This window comes from Bradyrhizobium lablabi (genome assembly GCF_900141755.1).
Classification (GTDB): domain Bacteria; phylum Pseudomonadota; class Alphaproteobacteria; order Rhizobiales; family Xanthobacteraceae; genus Bradyrhizobium; species Bradyrhizobium lablabi_A.
This window is the reverse complement of record NZ_LT670844.1, coordinates 4,142,150-4,159,274: the sequence shown is the minus strand read 5'-3', so window position 1 is coordinate 4,159,274 and position 17,125 is coordinate 4,142,150. Positions and strand designations below refer to the sequence as shown.

Genomic DNA, 17,125 nt, shown 5'->3' with positions numbered 1-17,125 from the left:
ATGGGCGTACCACCGCGCAAAATTCTTGTGCTCGGCGCCTCCGGCCTGATCGGCCGGTACGTTACCGACGATTTGCGCGCGCGAGGTTTTGCGGTCGTCGGGATCGCCCGGCGATTTTCAACTTCGCAGAAATCAGGCTCGCTCGATCTGGAAATGCCTGTGATGTCGATGGACGTTGCGGCGCTGGCGCAGCTGATCGGCGAGCAGACGATTGATCTCGTGGTCAATTGCCTCGGCGTGCTGCAGGACGGGCCGGGCAGCGACACCAGCGACGTGCACCGCGATTTCGTCGATCGGCTGTTGCGGGCGATCCGCGCCAGCGGCCGGCTGATTCTACTCGTACATATCTCGATCCCCGGCGCCGCCAACGAGGACCGCACGCCGTTCAGCCGGAGCAAGCGCGAGGCCGAACGGATGATCGCCGCCTTCGACATCCCCTACGCCATCCTGCGGCCGGGATTAGTCATTGCGCCGTCGGCCTATGGCGGCAGCGCCATGGTGCGTGCGCTGGCGGCGCTGCCGCTTGATCTTCCCGAAGCCGAATCCAAAACGCCGCTCCAGCCGGTCGCGGTCGAAGACATCGCCGCGACGATCGCCTGGCTCGCCGGCCGCGACATGAGCCACAAAACCGCCGACGCCGTGACCTGGGACCTGATGCAGCCGCAGCCGGTCGCGCTTGGCCGCGTCATCGAGCAATTCCGCGCGTCATTCGGCACCGTCGATATGCCGCGATTGAGATTGCCGGCCTTCATGCTCGATCTCGGCACAAAGCTCGGCGATCTCGCAAGCTGGCTCGGCTGGATGCCGCCGATGCGAACGACCGCAATCGCCGAGCTGCGGCGCGGCGTCGCCGGCGACCCAAAGCCCTGGATGCTTGCGACCGGCATCGTGCCGAAAACGCTGGCGCAGATGGTTGGAGAGCGTTCCGCCACCATCCAGGACAAATGGTTCGCCCGGCTGTTCCTGATCAAGGCGCTGGTGATTTCGAGCCTTGTCGTGTTCTGGGTCGTCTCGGGCTTTATTGCGTTGTTGATTTCCTATGATGCCGCCGCCGGAATCCTCGCCTCGCACCGCTTTCCGCGGTCGCTGGTCGGGCCCATCACGGTCGGCACCAGCCTGATGGACATGACCATCGGCATCCTGATCGCGTTCCGCCGCACTTGTGCTGCCGGATTGATGTTGGGCATCGCGGCGTCGCTCGGCTACATGCTGGGGGCGGCGATCCTGACGCCGGATCTGTGGATCGAGCCGCTCGGCGCGCTGGTGAAGACCGGGCCGGCCATCGTGCTGATGCTGGTGGCGCTGCTGACGCTGGATAACCGATGACGGAATCCCCTGCGCCCAACCGTTGGCCCGACGATGACGTGATCCTCTATGACGGCGTCTGCGTGTTCTGTTCGCGCTGGGTCCGGTTTGTCGCCGCGCGCGACGCGAAGCGGCGGTTTCGTTTCACCGCGATCCAGTCCGGCTACGGCACCCGGCTGGCGCAAGCGTTCAGCATCAATCCGGAGGACCCGGACACCAACGCGGTGATCCATGGCGGCGTTGCGTATTTCAAATCCGACGGTGCGCTGACGGTGCTTTCGAATTTGCCTGAATGGGAATGGGTGCGCGCGCTGCGCCTGGTGCCAAAACCGCTCCGCGACGCCGTCTACAATCTCGTCGCGCGTAACCGGTACAGGATCTTCGGCAAGTATGGGGAATGTTTTGTGCCGGATGAGGCGATGAGGGCGAGGGTTTTGGAGTAGCGATTTCCACATCCGAAATCGTCATTGCGAGCGAAGCGAAGCAATCCATAGCGCCGCAACGCAGAAAGCTGGATTGCTTCGTCGCTTCGCGCCTCGCAATGACGGGGTTAGGCCTTCGCGATTGAAGCCAGCACTTCTCCCGCCGCTCTCTCACCGCTGTCCCTGGCTCCATGGGCGGTCGAGAAAAAGTTCGGCGAGGTCGCTTCACCGGCGAAGAACAAGCGTCCATCAACCGGCGCCGCAAGCACAGCGCGTTTCCCCGCGTGGCCGGGGAGGGCGTGCGAATAGGAGCCGCGCGCGAAGGGGTCATGGGACCAGCGCGATTCCGCGAGCGGTTTTAATTTCCTGCGATAGTCTGTGCCGAGTAGCGCCGCGATCTCGTCGATCGCTTCCGCTGCCAAGGCACCGTCGCCGGCGTTTTCCAGGGCTTGTGCAAAGCTTCCACCAAAATAACCCTCGATGCAGGCTTGGCCGAACGGGCGCAGGTGATAGCTGCCCATTGCGGTGCGCATGGTGGCGCCGCGCAGATTGCCGTCCTTTGGCAGTGCTTGCGGCTCGTCCAGCGCCAGCATCACCTTGTCGGCAAGGCCGAGCGGCAGGCCGCGCGCGGCGTCGACTTTTGCCGGCAGCGCGGGGTGAAAACGAATGACCTCATCGGCGAGCAGGTTGGTCGGCACGGTGACGATCACCTGGCCGGCCGAAAGGAAGCCTCGCGAGGTCTCGATCCGCAGGCGTTTTCCGGAATGATCGATCAGCGTGACCTCGCAATTGAACGCCAGCGGACAGGACGCGCCATAAGCGGCCATCAGCGCGCCGTAGCCGCGCCGTACCCGCCAGTTGATGCCGGTGTCTTCATAGGCGCCCAAATCCAGCACCGAGACCGCATCGAGCTCGGCGCCGTTGGCGTAAGTCGAGATCGCATCGATCATCGGATTCCAGCGATTGCCGGGTTCGAGATAGGTGCTGGCGGCACTGTCGCGGCCGCTCTTGGCGGCTTCGTGGACGCGCTCGTAGAAAGCGTCCAGCGCCGCCATGAAGTCCGCGCGTTCTTTTAGCGGGAAGGCGGCATCAAAACTCTGCTCGCGCCAGGGCGGCCGGGTCTTGTCGATTTCGAAATTCAGTTGTTCGGCGATTTTGACGAATGAATTTTTGTCCGCCGAATGCAGCCAGCCGCAGCCGAGATCGAAGACGATGTCCGGCGCCGCCATGATGGTATGGCCGCGGCCGCCGACGCGGTCGCGCGCTTCCAGCACGACCACCGAGAGGCCGGAATTTTTCAGCGCTTGGGCCGCACCGAGGCCTGCGGCGCCGGCGCCGATGATGGCGATATCGACAGAGGAGGGGAGGGACATATGGTCGTCTATCTCATAGTCATGCCCGGGCTTGTCCCGGGCATCCACGTCTTTCCTTCCAATATCGAAGACGTGGATGGCCGGGACAAGCCCGGCCATGACGGTTTCTTGGGTTGGAGTCGGCCGCTTACGCCACCGCTTCCTTGGCCTTTTCGGCACGCTTGCGGTCGTTCGCGTCGAGGAATTTCTTGCGCAGCCGGATCGATTTCGGGGTCACTTCGACCAGTTCATCGTCCTCGATATAGGCCAGCGCTTTTTCCAGCGTCATCCGGATCGGCGGCGTCAGGCGCACCGCTTCGTCCTTCGAGGTGGTGCGGATGTTGGTGAGTTGCTTGCCCTTGAGCACGTTGATCTCGAGATCGTTTTCCCTGGTGTGCTCACCGACGATCATGCCTTTGTAGACCTTCCAGCCCGGTTCGATCATCATCGGGCCGCGGTCTTCCAATTTGAACATCGCGTAAGCCACTGCTTCGCCCTGATCGTTGGAGATCAACACGCCGTTGCGACGGCCCTGGATGTCGCCCTTGTAGGGCGCATAGCCATGGAACAGCCGGTTCATGATCGCGGTTCCGCGGGTATCGGTGAGCAATTCGCCCTGATAGCCGATCAGGCCGCGCGTGGGCGCGTAAAACACCAGCCGCAGCCGGTGGCCGCCGGAGGGGCGCATCTCGATCATCTCGGCCTTGCGCTCGCTCATCTTCTGCACGACCACACCGGAATGTTCCTCGTCGACGTCGATCACGACCTCTTCGATCGGCTCCTGCCATTCGCCATTGGTCTCGTCCTTCTTCAACACGACGCGCGGACGCGACACCGAGAGCTCAAAACCTTCGCGGCGCATGGTCTCGATCAGGATCGCGAGCTGCAACTCGCCGCGGCCCGACACTTCCATGGAATCCCTGTCGGCGGCTTCGGTGACGCGCAGCGCGACATTGCCTTCGGCCTCGCGCAGCAGGCGGTCGCGGATCATGCGGCTCGTCACCTTGTCGCCTTCGGTGCCGGCGAGCGGAGAATTGTTGACGATGAAGGACATCGACACCGTCGGCGGATCGATCGGCTGCGCCTTCAACGGCGTCTCGACGGAGGGATCGCAGAAGGTGTCGGCCACCGTGCCCTTGGTGAGGCCGGCAATGGCGACGATGTCGCCGGCTTCAGCTTCATCGAGCGGGGTGCGCTCGATGCCGCGGAACGCGATGATTTTCGTAATGCGCCCGGTTTCGATCAGCTTGCCGTCGCCGCCCAGCACCTTGACGGACTGGTTGGGCTTGATGCTGCCGGAGGTGATGCGGCCGGTGATGATGCGGCCCAAATAAGGATTGGCCTCCAAAATGGTGCCGATCATGCGGAACGGGCCTTCTTCGACAGTCGGCGGCGCAACGTGGCGCAGGATCAGGTCGAACAGCGGCTGCATACCGGCATCCTTCGGACCCTCCGGGCTATCGGCCATCCAGCCTTGCTTGGCCGAACCGTAGAGAATCGGGAAATCGAGCTGCTCCTCGCTGGCGTCGAGCGCCGCGAACAGGTCGAACACCTCGTTGATCACTTCAGTGGGCCGCGCGTCGGGACGGTCGACCTTGTTGATGACGACGATCGGCTTGAGGCCGACTTTCAGCGCCTTCGACACCACGAATTTGGTCTGCGGCAGCGGACCCTCGGCAGCATCGACCAGCACCAGCGCGCCGTCCACCATGTTGAGGATACGTTCGACCTCGCCGCCGAAATCGGCGTGGCCGGGGGTGTCGACGATGTTGATGCGGGTATCCTTCCACTGCACCGAGGCGGCCTTGGCCAGAATGGTGATGCCGCGCTCGCGCTCGAGGTCATTGGAATCCATTGCCCGTTCGACCACGCGCTGGTTCTCGCGGTAGGTACCGGATTGCTGCAGCAGGCGATCGACCAGGGTGGTCTTGCCGTGGTCGACGTGGGCGATGATGGCGACGTTGCGAAGTTTCATGGTGGTTCTTCTGCATCAGACAATGGGAAGCGCGATCTCACCGGAAAACCGGGACCCACTTTTCCGGATCACGCTCAAAAACCTGGAGTTCGAACGGGCGCTCTGGTGCCCAAAAAGGAAGCCCGGCCAAAAGGACCGGGCACACCCTACTCGCTGCGGCGCAATATAGTCAGAAATCGCCGGAAAACAATGGGTTGTTTGCGATTTGGTTAGCTGATTTTCGGGGCAAGCCGGGCTGCTTTGGCGGCCATGGCCCCTCCGGATCGATCAGGACGCTGCTATCGGCGCGGAACAATGCACAACTCGGCAAGATCGAGCTCAATCCCGCGATAAAACGTGCCCGGCACGATCCGAATGGCCTGCTCCTTGCTGACGGCGCCTACCATGGCTGCGGCGGCTTGTTCGGAGAGCGCGAGATACCGCTTGAGCTGGGCCGATTGGTGGGTCGCGATGAAGTCTTCCGGGGCCTCCTCAGCCGACTCAGTCGGATTCGTGCGCAGCAAATCGTCCTTTCCGGATGCTGCCGGCGACACTGGTGCGATCTTGATTCGGTTCAGCAAATTATAGCGGTCGAACTGTTCGAAGATAAAATCCAGGATCTTCGCCAGCCGCAGCGGCCGCTCGATATCGAGATAGCGCTTGATCTCCGGCCGTTCCCGCAAGCCGTTCAATTCGGCGCCGGCGGGAAAGTTCTTTTCGTAAGTCTTGAGATCGACCAGGGACATCACGGTTTCCGTCGCTCGCGTACCCCATTTGATCAGCAGCGCCTCGCCGCGCGGCTGCAACTGGTCGAAAGCAATGCCTTTTGAATTCAGGCACACCGGGTCGGCATCGGTGCGAAGCACCGTTCCAAGCTCTGCAATCAGCGCCCGGCCGTAGGGCGATGCGAACGCCTCACGGACCAATGGCGCGGGCTGTTCGGTCGATCCAGGCAACGGAAACTGCGCCATGGCTGTCGTTGCCGCGCTCCCGAAAATCAGGGCAATAGCGATAACGACGTTGCGACGGATCATGTTGGCTGCATCAGGCATGGCGGTCTCCGACGTGAGGGCGCAGACGCCTGTGCCCGGGTGGTGCGGCTCGGGTTTGTCGCGCCGAGTCTTGCCGGGGTTCTGCGAGTAGGCGTTATTTGGCTGGCCTATAATTGGGCGAGCGTCGGGCCTAATTGCCGGTTCCTTCGACCGGATACACCCCGCGCAGCACTTCCTCGAAGTGGTTTTTCACCGATTCGTTGCAAAGACAGGCCCGCGCCCGCAGCGCCTCAGGGTTGCGCACCAGGATTGAGCCGCGGCGGGTCTCCAAAACCCTTTCCGCCTTGAACGTCTGAATCACCCGGCTGGCATAGCTGCGGCCGACCCCGAGCAGGGTCGCAAGCTGCTCATGCGTGAGCGGCACGACATTGTCGCCATCGGTACGCTCCATCGCCGAGACGATCCATTTCGCCGTGCGCTGTTCGATCGAATGGATCGCATTGCACGCGGTCGATTGGAACATCTGGGCCAGCATGCAGTCGGCATAGCGCGCGAACACGTTGCGCAGTGTCGCCGATTTTGCTTTCGCCGCATCCAATTTGCCGACATGCAGCCGCATGAAGGGTCCGCGGAACTTGACCATGATGCGGGTATAGGCCGGCAGATACCCCTGGCTGACGATGCCGCCGACCGCACCCTCGCGGCCGACCAGAATGGTCTCGACATCGCGGCCGTCCTCGTTGGCAACGAGGTAGGAAGCGAGCGCGGGGCCACAGGGAAAGTGGACGATCTCGACATCGTCGCCGGGATTATAAAGAAGCTCGTTAGGCCCGGCCTCTTGCGGCGAAAGATGCGGTGCAATCAGCACGTAATCGCTGGCGCTGAGCCGCCGCAACAGGTTGTTGTAGGGGCGCTCGACGGCTTCAGGAACGTTGTCGCGTCGCACGTCCATTTCGAAGGGCTCCCATGCGCTCCCGTAATATCAGGCCATTTCCGATTCTTATGTCCACAAGTGCACAGACAACGCCATCGCAGCGTGATGGTTTCGTCATCGGAACCGGGCCGGTGCGCCTGCAAGGCGCGTGGGATTGTTGGGCTAGGACCCCGATGCAAAGCGAGATCATGGAAACCGCCTCTCCCGATGGACTCTCCGGCCTCCCCGAGGACGTTTTGATCGTCGAGGATGACCCGATCATCGCGCTCGATTTCGAGGAGACGATTCTCGGCTTCGGCGTGAAAACCGTGCGCTCCGCGGGAACCGTGGCCACGGCGCTTGATACGATCGCCGATCGCGCCCCGGATTTTGCGCTGCTGGATGTCGGGCTGATCCGCGAAAAGAGCTTTGCGATCGCCGAGCGCCTCGACGCGCTGAAAATCCCGTTCGTCTTCGTCACCGGATATTCCGCCGAGGTCATGCTTCCCCCGGCGTTCGCGGACCGGCCGAGGCTGCCCAAACCCTATTCGAGCGACGCGTTGCGGGCATTGTTGAAACGCCAATCCAGCGGCGGCAAAACCACGCGATGACCTTTTGGACCTATTGCGGGCGCGATTGTTTGATATCCTTTGAGATAACGAAGTCCCGCCGCGGTCGACGCCATGCCGAGGAAAAGCAAAGCCGGTCTCGAAGAGATCAGGGGTTTCTTCGCGACCATGATGGCGGTCGCAAGCGGCTCGACCGATCCGCGATTTGAGCGGGCGTTTGAACTGGTCCGCCGCGAGGCGTTTGTCGGGCCCGGGCCGTGGCATATCAACATCTACCAGCGCAGCGTCGAGACCCCGAGCGCCGACCCGGTGTTTCTTTATCAAAACGTACTGGTCCGGCTCGATGCGGCGAAGGGCATCAACAATGGCGAGCCCTTCCTGCATGCGGCGTGGATGGGTGCGGTGGAGCCGAAGCCGGGCGAAGCGGTCTGCCATATCGGCGCAGGCACCGGATATTACACGGCGATCCTGTCGGTGCTGACGCTGCCCGGCGGCGTGGTGCGTGCCTTCGAGATCGATGAGGGATTGGCGCACAAGGCGCGGGAAAATCTGCAGCCGTTCGAGGGTGTGTCCATCATCCAGGGTGATGCGACGCGCCTGCCGCTGCCGCCGTCGGACCTGATCTACGTCAACGCCGGCGTGGTGACGCCGCCGCCGTCGTGGCTCAAGGCGTTGCGTCCGCAAGGCCGCCTGATTTTCCCGTGGCGGCCGTCGCCGGCCGTTGGCCTCGCGATCATCGTCTCGCGGTGTGATGCCGGTTTCAGCGTAAAACCGCTGATGGCGTCGTATTTCATTCCCTGTGTCGGAGCCGCGGATGCCGGGGAATGCGAAAAGATCCCCGACAATGGCGAGGCATGGTCGGCGCGGTCATTGTGGTTGACCGCCGACCGCGAGCCCGATGACACCGCGGTCGCCATTTGCGGGGAGTTGTGGTTTTCCTCGGATGAGATTTCGGCCGAGGCGGGCGGATCGTAATTGGACCATCCATGGCCTCGTGGTTCGAGACGCGCGGCGTTGCCGCGCTCCTCACCAAGAGGGTCTAGACCCTCATCCTGAGGAGCGGCCTCTTGGCCGCGTCTCGAAGGATGAGGCTACGGCACTGGAAAGCCGCGACGCTAACCGAGCTTCGGATCGAGCGTCGTCGACCACAGCGCGACGTCGGCGCGGTCGCGCAAGGTCACCGTCATCTGTCCGGATGCGCCCTCGATCTTGACGTGACCGAAGAACTGCATGCCGGCGGATGGCGGCAGGTTCTGCTTGTCGAGGCCCGGGGCCTTGATGAACTTCACTTCGGGCCCAAAGGTGTTGTCGAGTTCGTTCGGTCCGAAGGTTCCGGCATGCAGCGGGCCGGAGACGAATTCCCAGAACGGGTCGAATTCCTGGAATTGCGCCTTGTCGGGATTGTAGTAATGCGCGGCCGCATAGTGCACGTCCGCCGTCAGCCATACCGTATTGGTGACGCCCGAGGTCTTGATGAAGCGCAGGATGTCGGCGATTTCGAGTTCGCGGCCGCGCGGCGGGCCATCGCCCTGGGCAAACGCTTCCGAACCTTTTTTGTTGGCCGCATCGTCATAGACGATCAGGCTGAGCGGCATGTCGGAGGCGATCACCTTCCAGGTGGCGCGCGAGTTCAACAAAGCGCGCTTGAGCCACAACAACTGATCGGGCCCGATGAAATAGCTCTCGGGACCATAGGTGGTTTGCAGGTTCGGTCCATTGGGGCCGCGATAGCTGCGCTCGTCCAGCATGAAGACGTCGAGATGCGGGCCGTAGCTCAGGGTGCGATAGACCCGGCCCGGCTCGACGATGCTTTCGCGCATCGGATACATCTCGTGGAACGCGCGGCCCGCGCGCGCGGCCAGCAATGAGATGTCACGAACCTTGTAGGCCGCCGGAATCTCCTTCGACGCCGACCAGTTGTTCATGACTTCGTGATCGTCCCACTGCACGAAGATCGGCACCTCGGCGTTGAAGGCGCGCACATTGTCGTCGAGCAGATTGTATTTGTGCGCGGCGCGGAACTCGTCGAGCGTCTCGGCGACTTTTGCCTTTTCAGGGATGGTGAGGTTCTTCCAGATTTTGCCGTCAGGCAGTTTCACCTCGGCTGGAATGACGCCGTCGGCATAGATGGTGTCGCCGGAATGCAGCAGGAAATCAGGCTTGTGCTTGCGCATGGTGGCGTAGGTGACCATGCCGCCATCGTCGGGATTGATGCCCCAGCCCTGGCCGGCGACGTCGCCGCCCCAGACGAAGCTGACATCGCGCTTGTCGCTCGGGGCGGTTCGGAAGCGGCCGACCACCTGATCGCTGGAAATATCGGGATGCGACAGGTCACGGAATTTGACGCGATAAAAAATGTCCTGTCCGCCCGGCAGGTTTTCCAACAACATTTTTGCGGTGAAGTCGGTCTCGGGGAGGGCTGCGATCGGCGGCAAGGCCCGCGCATTTGCAAACGATTCGGTGGTTGAAACCTCAACCATCATTTGCGACGGCCGGTCCACGCGCGCCCACACCACCCCGCCATCGGCGCCGACATCGCCGGATTGCACGCCATGGGTGATCACCGGCCGGTCGGCGGCGCGGCTGAGATAGGGCATCGCGATGACGCCCAATGCGCCGGCGCCGGCCGTGGCAAGAAAACGCCGGCGGGAAAGGATGTTGCCGGTTTTGCGAGGGATTCTGCGGGGAAATTTGGTCGTCATGCAAGCCTCCTTGGATCGGCCGACAGGGTGCGCTGAAGGCGCTGACAGACCTAGGAAGATTGTGTGACGGCGCGATTACAGGGGATGACGGGGATAGCTGCTCACAAAGTGCCGGTCGCGCGGAATTGTGCGCCGGCCCGTTGCAGGTTTTGCGGCACACTCGTCAGGAGTGCCCTGCGGTCGGCCACCGCATGGTGGAATTGATCGAGCGCGATGTTGAAGGCGGTCAGCGCCCCCTCCCGGATGGCGCCGTCCTCGAAGCAGTGCAGGGTATCGCGCAGGATGTCATCCGCCTCGCTCTGCATCTGGTCGAGCTCGTCGATGGAATCGCTGCGGCGGGCCCTCGCCAGCATTTCCAGCAGGCGCTCGCGCAGCGAGGAGTTGTTGTTGCGCTCGTCCTTCTTCAGATAGCCCGCGAACCAGGCGCCGGCGGAGCCCATCGCCGACAGCCCCATCAGCCCCCACCAGATGAAATCGCTGTAGCGGTCGAGGAAGGTCTTTTCCTCGCCGTCGACAAAGGCAGCTGCGCCCGGATGCACCGGGATCACGGCGTCCTTGTCGGTGTCCGGGGTCTCGATTTTCGCGGCCAGCGGGTATTCCGCCATCAGCTGCTGCCGGACCGCGAACAACTGCCGGGTGAAAGCGGCAATGGTCGCTTCCGAAAGCCCTTTGCGCGCGACGATATGGTGGGAAAAGCTGATCGTCTTCACGTCGTCGTCGGGTTTGTCGGGCGATCCGCCAAAGGCGCGGGCGGGAATTTCGGCGGCCTCGTAAACCGGATGGTTTGTCGCAATCGCCTCGTTCGAATCGATCGCGAGGAAGGTCGGCGTGCCGCCGTCGCGCGTCGATGCGTTGATCGCATCCGCGGTGATCTTGCTGTTGACTGGCCCCGCGGCCAGATAGGCATCCGCCTTCTGGTTGCGAATCGCATCGGCGGCGTCGGCGGCGGGGAACTGGAAGATCTCGACCTTATTCGGATCGACGCCATATTGCTGCAGGATCACCTTGAGCAAATTGACATTGGCCTGGGTGCGCCCGAGGACACCGATGCGGCGTCCGGAGAGCTGCGCGATCTTGGTGATCTTCGGACCGGCTTTCTTACCCTTGCCTTTGGCGGGTGGAGGCACCCACAACACCGCGACGTTCTTGCGCAAGGTCGCCACGGCCTGGGCATTTTTCGGCACCTCGAGATCGCCTCGGATGATGGCGAGATCGGCCTTGCCGTCGGCAAGCACTTGCGAGCTTGTGGCCGAGCCATCGGTCTGGATCGGATGCAGCCGGACATAGCCATGGGTCTGGTTAAAGGCCTGCGTCAGCGCCTGCACCACCTTGATGTCATCAGAGTTCGCAGGTCCGACCGCGATCCGCAGCGTCACCGGCCGCATGGCAAAATAGTAACCGCCGGCCAGCGAGCCGATGATAGCGAGGACGCCTGCCAGCGTAACGAACATCGCCCGCCGCTGCGTCCGGCGCGGCGACGGCGCGACCGGCGCCTCGACAAGGTCGAAGCCTCCGGTCATCGATCTGGCGAACAATCGTTTGAGGCTCAATTTCATCTTGCCGGTGCGTTTAGCGCCAAATTGTAGCAAATTCCCTGCAGGCAGGGGGTTACATCTGCGTCATGGTTACCGGCGCGCTTTGCCGGAGCCCCGGCACGGCTTTGCCGACCCTATTTTTGGCATGGACCCCGGGGATGCCGGTCGGTGTTAGGATAAGGTAAGGGATAAACGGAGGCGACCATGGTGGAACGGCTGTCGGCGGAGGCGCGCAAATCGGCCCTGAAGGGCCTGTCCGGATGGGCCGAGACGCCCGGCCGCGAGGCGATCGCGCGAATCTTCGTTTTCAAGGATTTCAACGAAGCGTTCGGCTTCATGTCGCGTGCCGCTTTGGTGGCCGAAAAGAACGATCACCATCCGGAATGGCGCAATGTTTACAAGACCGTGGAGGTGGTTCTGGCGACCCACGACGCGTCCGGCGTCACCGCGCGCGATATCGAGCTTGCCAAGGCCATGAACGCGATCGCAAGCCAGTTCGGCGTGACCTGATCCCGCCCCCCCCCCGGCGCTACCTTGCGGCAGATGGGCAAAATCCCCAGCTTGAGGGGCGCCCGCGGGCCACGATCCCCCCACAGGCGTTTTAGGAGCCAAGGCGATGATCTCAGAACATACCGTGGGTTTTGAGCCGGCCGATGAGCTGGCAAAGGACCGCGAAAGCGTGCGCCGGCGCTTCTGGATCAAGCTGAAGCGGGTGCTGGCCAGGATTCCGTTCGCCGAGGATTTGCTCGCGGCGTATTATTGCGCGTTCGACAAACAGACGCCGCGCCACGTGCAGGCGGCGCTGATGGGCGCCATCGCCTACTTCATCCTGCCGTTCGATTTCATCCCGGATATGCTGCCGGTGCTCGGCTTCACCGACGATGCCGCCGTGCTCGCGACCGCGATCCGCCTGGTTGCGAACCACATCACGCCGGAGCATCGCGAGGCGGCCCGCGCCGCGCTGAAGCGCGGGATCGAGCGGGAGAGTTGAGCAGGCCATCGTGTTGAAGGCTTTCGCCCGAGACGAAACCCATCCGGTGATCCGCTGGCTGATGACGGATGCCCGCAGGCTCACCGATCCAAGCGAATTTCTCGGATCGTTTGCGCTTGAGCTGCGCGCGGCCGGCGTGGACGTCTCGCGGATCACCACCGGCGTCCCGATCCTGCATCCGCAGATTTTTTCCTTCAGCGGCCTGTGGCAGCTCGGCAAGGGCACTTCCGAGCGTCTGTACCGTACCGACCCGGGCGTCGCAGCGGTCCTGTCAAACAGCCCGATCGGCATCGCCTACCAGGGCGGCGGCCCGGTGCGCTGCGATCTCACCGCGCCGCCGCAAGAGGGAGAATTCGCTGTTCTCGCCGACCTGCGCCGCGAAGGTCTTGCCGATTATGTCGTGTATTCGGTTCCGTTCGCCGATGGCAGCCACAAGGCGCTTTCGCTCGCCACCGCGCGCCGTAGCGGATTCGATGCCGACGAACTCGCGCTGTTTGCCGCCATGATCCCTGCGGTCGCCTTCAATCTCGAAGTGCAGGCGCTGCGCCGTACCGCGCGCACGCTATTGGATACTTATGTCGGCGCGCAATCCGGCGGGCGAGTGCTCGAGGGCCAGATCCGGCGCGGCGGCGGCGAGACCATTTGGGCGGTGATCTGGCTCTGTGACTTGCGCGGCTTCACCAATCTCTCCGAAACACTGCCGCGCGATGCGCTGATCGACCTGCTCAACTGCTATTTCGGCCCAATGTGCGATGCGGTCGCGGCGGAGGGCGGGGAGATCCTGAAATTCATCGGCGATGCCATGCTGGCGATCTTTCCGATTGAAGCCGAGGCCGCTGCGACCTGCCGCGCCGCGCTGACCGCCGCGGAACGCGCGCAGGTGGCCGTGGCCGAGGAAAACCGGCGGCGAGAGGGTTTGGGCCAGCCGCGCATCGAATACGGGCTGGCGCTGCATATCGGCGACGTCCTGTATGGCAATATCGGCAGCGACACCCGGCTCGATTTCACGGTGATCGGGCCCGCCGTCAACCTCACCGCGCGCATCGAATCGATGTGCCGGCAACTCGGCCGGCAGCTCCTGCTGTCGTCCGATTTTGTCAAAGCCGGCGCGATCGCCGCGGAATCCCTTGGTGCGTTTTCGCTCAAGGGCGTCGGTGCGGAGCAGCAAATCTTCGCGCCGATCCGGGCTGGTTGATCTCCCCCTCCGGAATTCTTTTTCAGGACTGGCGCAGACCGGCATGTCTTTTCGGCGCGCGCGGCGTGGTTTACGCTGCCAGCGGCGGTTCAACGCCGGGGCAGGGAGGAATATCATGTGGATCGACGGGAGATTTGTGCGCAATTTGATGATGCTGGTTCTGGGTTTGACTTTTTCGAGCCAAACGGTGGCTCAGACCACGGTAGCCAAATTCCATATCCGCTTTTCGGGGACCGTGGATTGCCAGCAGCCGGTCGCGGCCAACAATATTCCGATCAGCGGTGACGGCAGCGGGGCGATTTATGCCGACGGCAGCGCCTACGCCGACGTCACGGAAACCGCGTTCATCTTCTCAAGCACGATTCACTTTGACGGCCGCCTCGGCGCGAGGCCGACCTCCGCACCCGGCGGCAGCGCGCAAGTCCGCGTCGCCGGCAGAAACGGTCTCAAGCTGATCTGGAATTTGCCGAACAACGCGCTGGTGGTGAATATTTCAACGCGCGGACAATCCTGCTCCGCCAGTTTCGCCGCCAATCTGTTTCCGGGAAAGCGCCAGTACACGTTGTTCGACGGCTCGACCATTCACTATTGCAGCCGGCCGCGGGTGGCGGAGACCTCGTGTCAGGTGCAGTAGCGCCTATGCGGGGATGTCATCCCCGCGGAAAGCGGGGATCCAGTACGCCGCGGCCTCTCGGTTTAATCGCCGACTTCTCTGGAATACTGGGTCGCCCGGTCAAGTATACGGCCCGGGGACAGGGGTAACACCGTTCGGAGACATGGGTAACACATCGGCGGCATGGACAGGCTCAGGAGGCCGACATGCCGTGGCGCGAGGTGTCATTCATGGATCAGAGGAAAGAGTTCGTTCGGCTGTTCCGGCAGCCGGACGTAAACCGGCGGGAGCTGTGCCGTCGGTTCGGGATCAGTCCGAAGACTGGCTACAAATGGTTGGCTAGGGCGATTGCCGACGAGAAGGAATGGGCGCGGGATCGCTCCCGGCGTCCGTACGTGTCTCCAAAGCGAAGCCCCCAGGGGATCGAAGCGGCAGTTTTGGAGATCCGGGATGCGCATCCGGCGTGGGGCGCGCGCAAGATCCGCCGCCGTCTGGAGGACGAACTCGAGAGCGTACCGGTGGCATCGACGGTCCACGCCATTTTGAGCCGGCATGACCGCATCCCGCCACCTGCGCAGCCACCGCAATACACCCGCTTCGAGCATCCGGCTCCCAACGACGTCTGGCAGATGGACTTCAAGGGACGCTTCGCTCTGGGCGATCGACAGATGTGTCACCCGCTCACCATGGTCGACGACCACTCTCGCTATGCCCTGTGCCTACAGGCCTGCACCAATGAGCAGAGTGAGACGGTCCAGCAGCACCTCGAACAGACGTTCCGCCGCTATGGCCTGCCGAACGCGTTCCTGGTCGACAACGGCGTGCCTTGGGGCACTTGCTCTGAGGTCCGATGGACCAAACTCCGTGTCTGGTTGCTCAAGCTCGGCGTCGACGTTATCTACGCGCGCCCGCATCATCCACAGACCAAAGGTAAGAACGAGCGCTTCCATCGCACACTGAAGGCCGAAGTACTGTCCATGACGACATTCAGAACCGCGCGCGAGCTGCAGAAGGCATTCGACCGTTGGCGGCACGTCTATAATACCGAGCGTCCGCACCAATCCTTGAACTATGACGTGCCATCAAACCGGTATCGGCCAAGTTCCCGTTCATTGCCAGGCAAGCTGCGCGAGCCAGAATATGAGGAAGGGGCGATCGTGCGCAGGGCCAGCGCGCAAAAGGCCAACTTCCGCTTCGGTAAACGGCGCTGGCGCGCTCCGGAAGCCTTCCGTGGCGAGCTTCTGGCCATCAGGCCCCTCGCCACGGAAGGCAAGTTCGGTGTCTTCTTCGGAGCTCACCAAATCGCATGCATCGATCTGCGAAATGATGTTCAATGAACCTGTGTTACCCATGTCTCCGAACGGTGTTACCCATGTCCCCGGGCCGTACATCAAGCCGGGCGATGACAATGAGAGTGAGGCGGTACTTGCGTCTGCTTTAACGCCGCCCCTACGGATGCAGGATCACCTTGCCCATTGCCTTGCGGCCGGCGAGCACTTTTAGGGCGTCGGCGGTTTGCGCCAGCGGGAACGTGCGGTCGACATGGGAGGAGATCTTGCCCTCCGCCGTCCACTTCACGAGTTTTTCCAGATTGGCGCGGTTCTTTTCCGGATTGAGCCGCGCCCACGCGCCCCAGAACACGCCTCTGATGTCGCAGCCCTTCAGCAGCGCCAGATTGAGCGGCATTTTCGGAATGTCGCCGGCGGCGAATCCGATCACCAGAAAGCGGCCTTCCCACGCGATCGAACGGAGCGCGGCCTCGGCATAGCTGCCGCCGACCGGATCGAAAATAATGTCGGCGCCCTTGCCGCCGGTAAGCTTGCGCAGACCTTCCTTCAGATCCTCCTTGGCGTAATTCAGCCCCAGTTCAGCGCCGTGTTGCTTGGCGAACTCAAGCTTTTCGTCCGATGAAGCGCAGGCGATCACCTTCAGACCCATCAGCTTGCCGAGTTCGCAGGCCGCTAGTCCCGTGCCACCGGCGGCGCCGAGCACCGCCATCGTCTCGCCGCGTTTCGGGCTGGCGCGATCTTCCAACGCGTGCAGCGCGGTGCCGTAAATGATGATGATCCCGGCGGCGCGGTCGAAATCCAGATCGTCGGGAATTTTCACGATCGAATTCGCCGGCAGCGCGATCTTTTCGCGCGCGCCGTTATGGCCGCAGGATGCGACCACGCGGTCGCCGACTTTCAGATCGGTGACGCCGGCTCCGACGCTTTCGATCACGCCCGCGACCTCGGCGGCCGGCGAGAACGGGAACGGCGGCTTGATCTGGTATTTGCCCTGGATCATCAGAAGGTCGAAGAAATTCAGCGCCGCGGATTTGATCGCGATCACCGCCTCATTGGAGCCGGCCACGGGATCGGGCACTTCGGTGAGCACGAGGTCGTCGGGGCCGCAATATTGCGAGCAGAGAATGGCTTTCATGGACACACCCAAAGTTTAGGACGACAGTTGAGGCTTCGACACTTCATGCCGGATTTGAAGCCGGGCGACAATCCGATTCATAGTTCCCGTCATTGCGAGGAGCGCAGCGACGAAGCAATCCATCTCTCAGTTTGCCGCGCTAGGGATTGCTTCGCGGA

The 17,125-nt window shown here is 62.7% G+C and carries 16 protein-coding genes; 9 read left to right on the top strand and 7 right to left on the bottom strand.

All coding sequences use genetic code 11. From position 1 onward, the window contains the following. Complete coding sequence (locus tag B5526_RS19380) at positions 1–1,326, top strand: SDR family oxidoreductase (RefSeq protein WP_079540617.1); 1,326 nt, start codon at positions 1–3, stop codon at positions 1,324–1,326. After that, entirely contained in the window at positions 1,323–1,748 is a 426-nt protein-coding gene (locus tag B5526_RS19375) for a thiol-disulfide oxidoreductase DCC family protein (protein ID WP_079540615.1), read from the top strand. Before B5526_RS19380 ends, B5526_RS19375 begins: the two co-directional genes overlap by 4 nt. A gap of 107 nt (positions 1,749–1,855) precedes the next feature. On the opposite strand, the gene B5526_RS19370 is transcribed toward B5526_RS19375, so the two are convergent. The 4 genes from B5526_RS19370 to B5526_RS19355 form a co-directional block, all read right to left on the bottom strand. After that, positions 1,856–3,100, bottom strand: coding sequence for a flavin monoamine oxidase family protein (locus tag B5526_RS19370; RefSeq protein WP_079545112.1), 1,245 nt, complete (start codon positions 3,098–3,100; stop codon positions 1,856–1,858). 127 nt (positions 3,101–3,227) lie between these two features. After that, on the bottom strand, positions 3,228–5,054 hold the full coding sequence (typA, locus tag B5526_RS19365) for a translational GTPase TypA (RefSeq protein ID WP_079540613.1): 1,827 nt from the start codon (positions 5,052–5,054) through the stop codon (positions 3,228–3,230). A gap of 278 nt (positions 5,055–5,332) precedes the next feature. Further along, positions 5,333–6,085 (bottom strand): hypothetical protein, encoded by a 753-nt coding sequence (locus tag B5526_RS19360; protein WP_154071359.1) that lies wholly within the window; start codon positions 6,083–6,085, stop codon positions 5,333–5,335. Between the two features lie 130 nt (positions 6,086–6,215). Next, on the bottom strand, positions 6,216–6,977 hold the full coding sequence (locus B5526_RS19355) for a Crp/Fnr family transcriptional regulator (RefSeq protein WP_079540609.1): 762 nt from the start codon (positions 6,975–6,977) through the stop codon (positions 6,216–6,218). A 155-nt stretch (positions 6,978–7,132) separates the two neighbouring features. On the opposite strand from B5526_RS19355, the gene B5526_RS19350 reads away from it, so the two are divergent. Further along, positions 7,133–7,549 (top strand): response regulator, encoded by a 417-nt coding sequence (locus B5526_RS19350; RefSeq protein ID WP_244562005.1) that lies wholly within the window; start codon positions 7,133–7,135, stop codon positions 7,547–7,549. A 72-nt stretch (positions 7,550–7,621) separates the two neighbouring features. Beyond that, positions 7,622–8,482, top strand: a complete 861-nt coding sequence (locus tag B5526_RS19345) for a protein-L-isoaspartate O-methyltransferase family protein (protein ID WP_079540607.1) — start codon at positions 7,622–7,624, stop codon at positions 8,480–8,482. Between the two features lie 140 nt (positions 8,483–8,622). Here B5526_RS19345 and B5526_RS19340 read toward each other — a convergent pair whose 3' ends face one another. Both B5526_RS19340 and B5526_RS19335 read right to left on the bottom strand, forming a co-directional pair. After that, entirely contained in the window at positions 8,623–10,209 is a 1,587-nt protein-coding gene (locus tag B5526_RS19340; RefSeq protein ID WP_079540605.1) for an alkaline phosphatase D family protein, read from the bottom strand. 101 nt (positions 10,210–10,310) lie between these two features. Then, on the bottom strand, positions 10,311–11,660 hold the full coding sequence (locus B5526_RS19335; RefSeq protein ID WP_433994653.1) for a TAXI family TRAP transporter solute-binding subunit: 1,350 nt from the start codon (positions 11,658–11,660) through the stop codon (positions 10,311–10,313). 288 nt (positions 11,661–11,948) lie between these two features. On the opposite strand from B5526_RS19335, the gene B5526_RS19330 reads away from it, so the two are divergent. The 5 genes from B5526_RS19330 to B5526_RS19310 all read left to right on the top strand — a co-directional run bounded on the left by B5526_RS19330 (position 11,949) and on the right by B5526_RS19310 (position 15,880). Then, positions 11,949–12,254, top strand: coding sequence for a 4a-hydroxytetrahydrobiopterin dehydratase (locus tag B5526_RS19330; protein WP_079540601.1), 306 nt, complete (start codon positions 11,949–11,951; stop codon positions 12,252–12,254). A gap of 106 nt (positions 12,255–12,360) precedes the next feature. After that, on the top strand, positions 12,361–12,735 hold the full coding sequence (locus tag B5526_RS19325) for a YkvA family protein (protein WP_079540599.1): 375 nt from the start codon (positions 12,361–12,363) through the stop codon (positions 12,733–12,735). Positions 12,736–12,745: 10 nt separating this feature from the next. Further along, on the top strand, positions 12,746–13,930 hold the full coding sequence (locus B5526_RS19320; RefSeq protein WP_079540597.1) for an adenylate/guanylate cyclase domain-containing protein: 1,185 nt from the start codon (positions 12,746–12,748) through the stop codon (positions 13,928–13,930). Positions 13,931–14,045: 115 nt separating this feature from the next. Beyond that, positions 14,046–14,564, top strand: a complete 519-nt coding sequence (locus B5526_RS19315) for a hypothetical protein (RefSeq protein ID WP_079540595.1) — start codon at positions 14,046–14,048, stop codon at positions 14,562–14,564. Positions 14,565–14,749: 185 nt separating this feature from the next. Then, complete coding sequence (locus B5526_RS19310) at positions 14,750–15,880, top strand: IS481 family transposase (RefSeq protein ID WP_079540593.1); 1,131 nt, start codon at positions 14,750–14,752, stop codon at positions 15,878–15,880. A 112-nt stretch (positions 15,881–15,992) separates the two neighbouring features. Here B5526_RS19310 and B5526_RS19305 read toward each other — a convergent pair whose 3' ends face one another. After that, positions 15,993–16,967 (bottom strand): NADPH:quinone oxidoreductase family protein, encoded by a 975-nt coding sequence (locus B5526_RS19305; protein ID WP_079540591.1) that lies wholly within the window; start codon positions 16,965–16,967, stop codon positions 15,993–15,995. Positions 16,968–17,125 lie beyond the last annotated feature (158 nt).

Bases quoted from the DNA above. Each gene is read 5' to 3' on its own strand.
- B5526_RS19380 (WP_079540617.1), top strand. From the start codon at position 1: ATGGGCGTACCACCGCGCAAAATTCTTGTGCTCGGCGCCTCCGGCCTG.
- B5526_RS19325 (WP_079540599.1), top strand. From the start codon at position 12,361: ATGATCTCAGAACATACCGTGGGTTTTGAGCCGGCCGATGAGCTGGCA.
- B5526_RS19355 (WP_079540609.1), bottom strand. From the start codon at position 6,977: ATGGACGTGCGACGCGACAACGTTCCTGAAGCCGTCGAGCGCCCCTAC.
- typA (WP_079540613.1), bottom strand. From the start codon at position 5,054: ATGAAACTTCGCAACGTCGCCATCATCGCCCACGTCGACCACGGCAAG.
- B5526_RS19305 (WP_079540591.1), bottom strand. From the start codon at position 16,967: ATGAAAGCCATTCTCTGCTCGCAATATTGCGGCCCCGACGACCTCGTG.
- B5526_RS19315 (WP_079540595.1), top strand. From the start codon at position 14,046: ATGTGGATCGACGGGAGATTTGTGCGCAATTTGATGATGCTGGTTCTG.
- B5526_RS19310 (WP_079540593.1), top strand. From the start codon at position 14,750: ATGCCGTGGCGCGAGGTGTCATTCATGGATCAGAGGAAAGAGTTCGTT.
- B5526_RS19375 (WP_079540615.1), top strand. From the start codon at position 1,323: ATGACGGAATCCCCTGCGCCCAACCGTTGGCCCGACGATGACGTGATC.
- B5526_RS19360 (WP_154071359.1), bottom strand. From the start codon at position 6,085: ATGCCTGATGCAGCCAACATGATCCGTCGCAACGTCGTTATCGCTATT.
- B5526_RS19350 (WP_244562005.1), top strand. From the start codon at position 7,133: ATGCAAAGCGAGATCATGGAAACCGCCTCTCCCGATGGACTCTCCGGC.
- B5526_RS19335 (WP_433994653.1), bottom strand. From the start codon at position 11,660: ATGTTCGTTACGCTGGCAGGCGTCCTCGCTATCATCGGCTCGCTGGCC.
- B5526_RS19330 (WP_079540601.1), top strand. From the start codon at position 11,949: ATGGTGGAACGGCTGTCGGCGGAGGCGCGCAAATCGGCCCTGAAGGGC.
- B5526_RS19370 (WP_079545112.1), bottom strand. From the start codon at position 3,100: ATGTCCCTCCCCTCCTCTGTCGATATCGCCATCATCGGCGCCGGCGCC.
- B5526_RS19345 (WP_079540607.1), top strand. From the start codon at position 7,622: ATGCCGAGGAAAAGCAAAGCCGGTCTCGAAGAGATCAGGGGTTTCTTC.
- B5526_RS19340 (WP_079540605.1), bottom strand. From the start codon at position 10,209: ATGACGACCAAATTTCCCCGCAGAATCCCTCGCAAAACCGGCAACATC.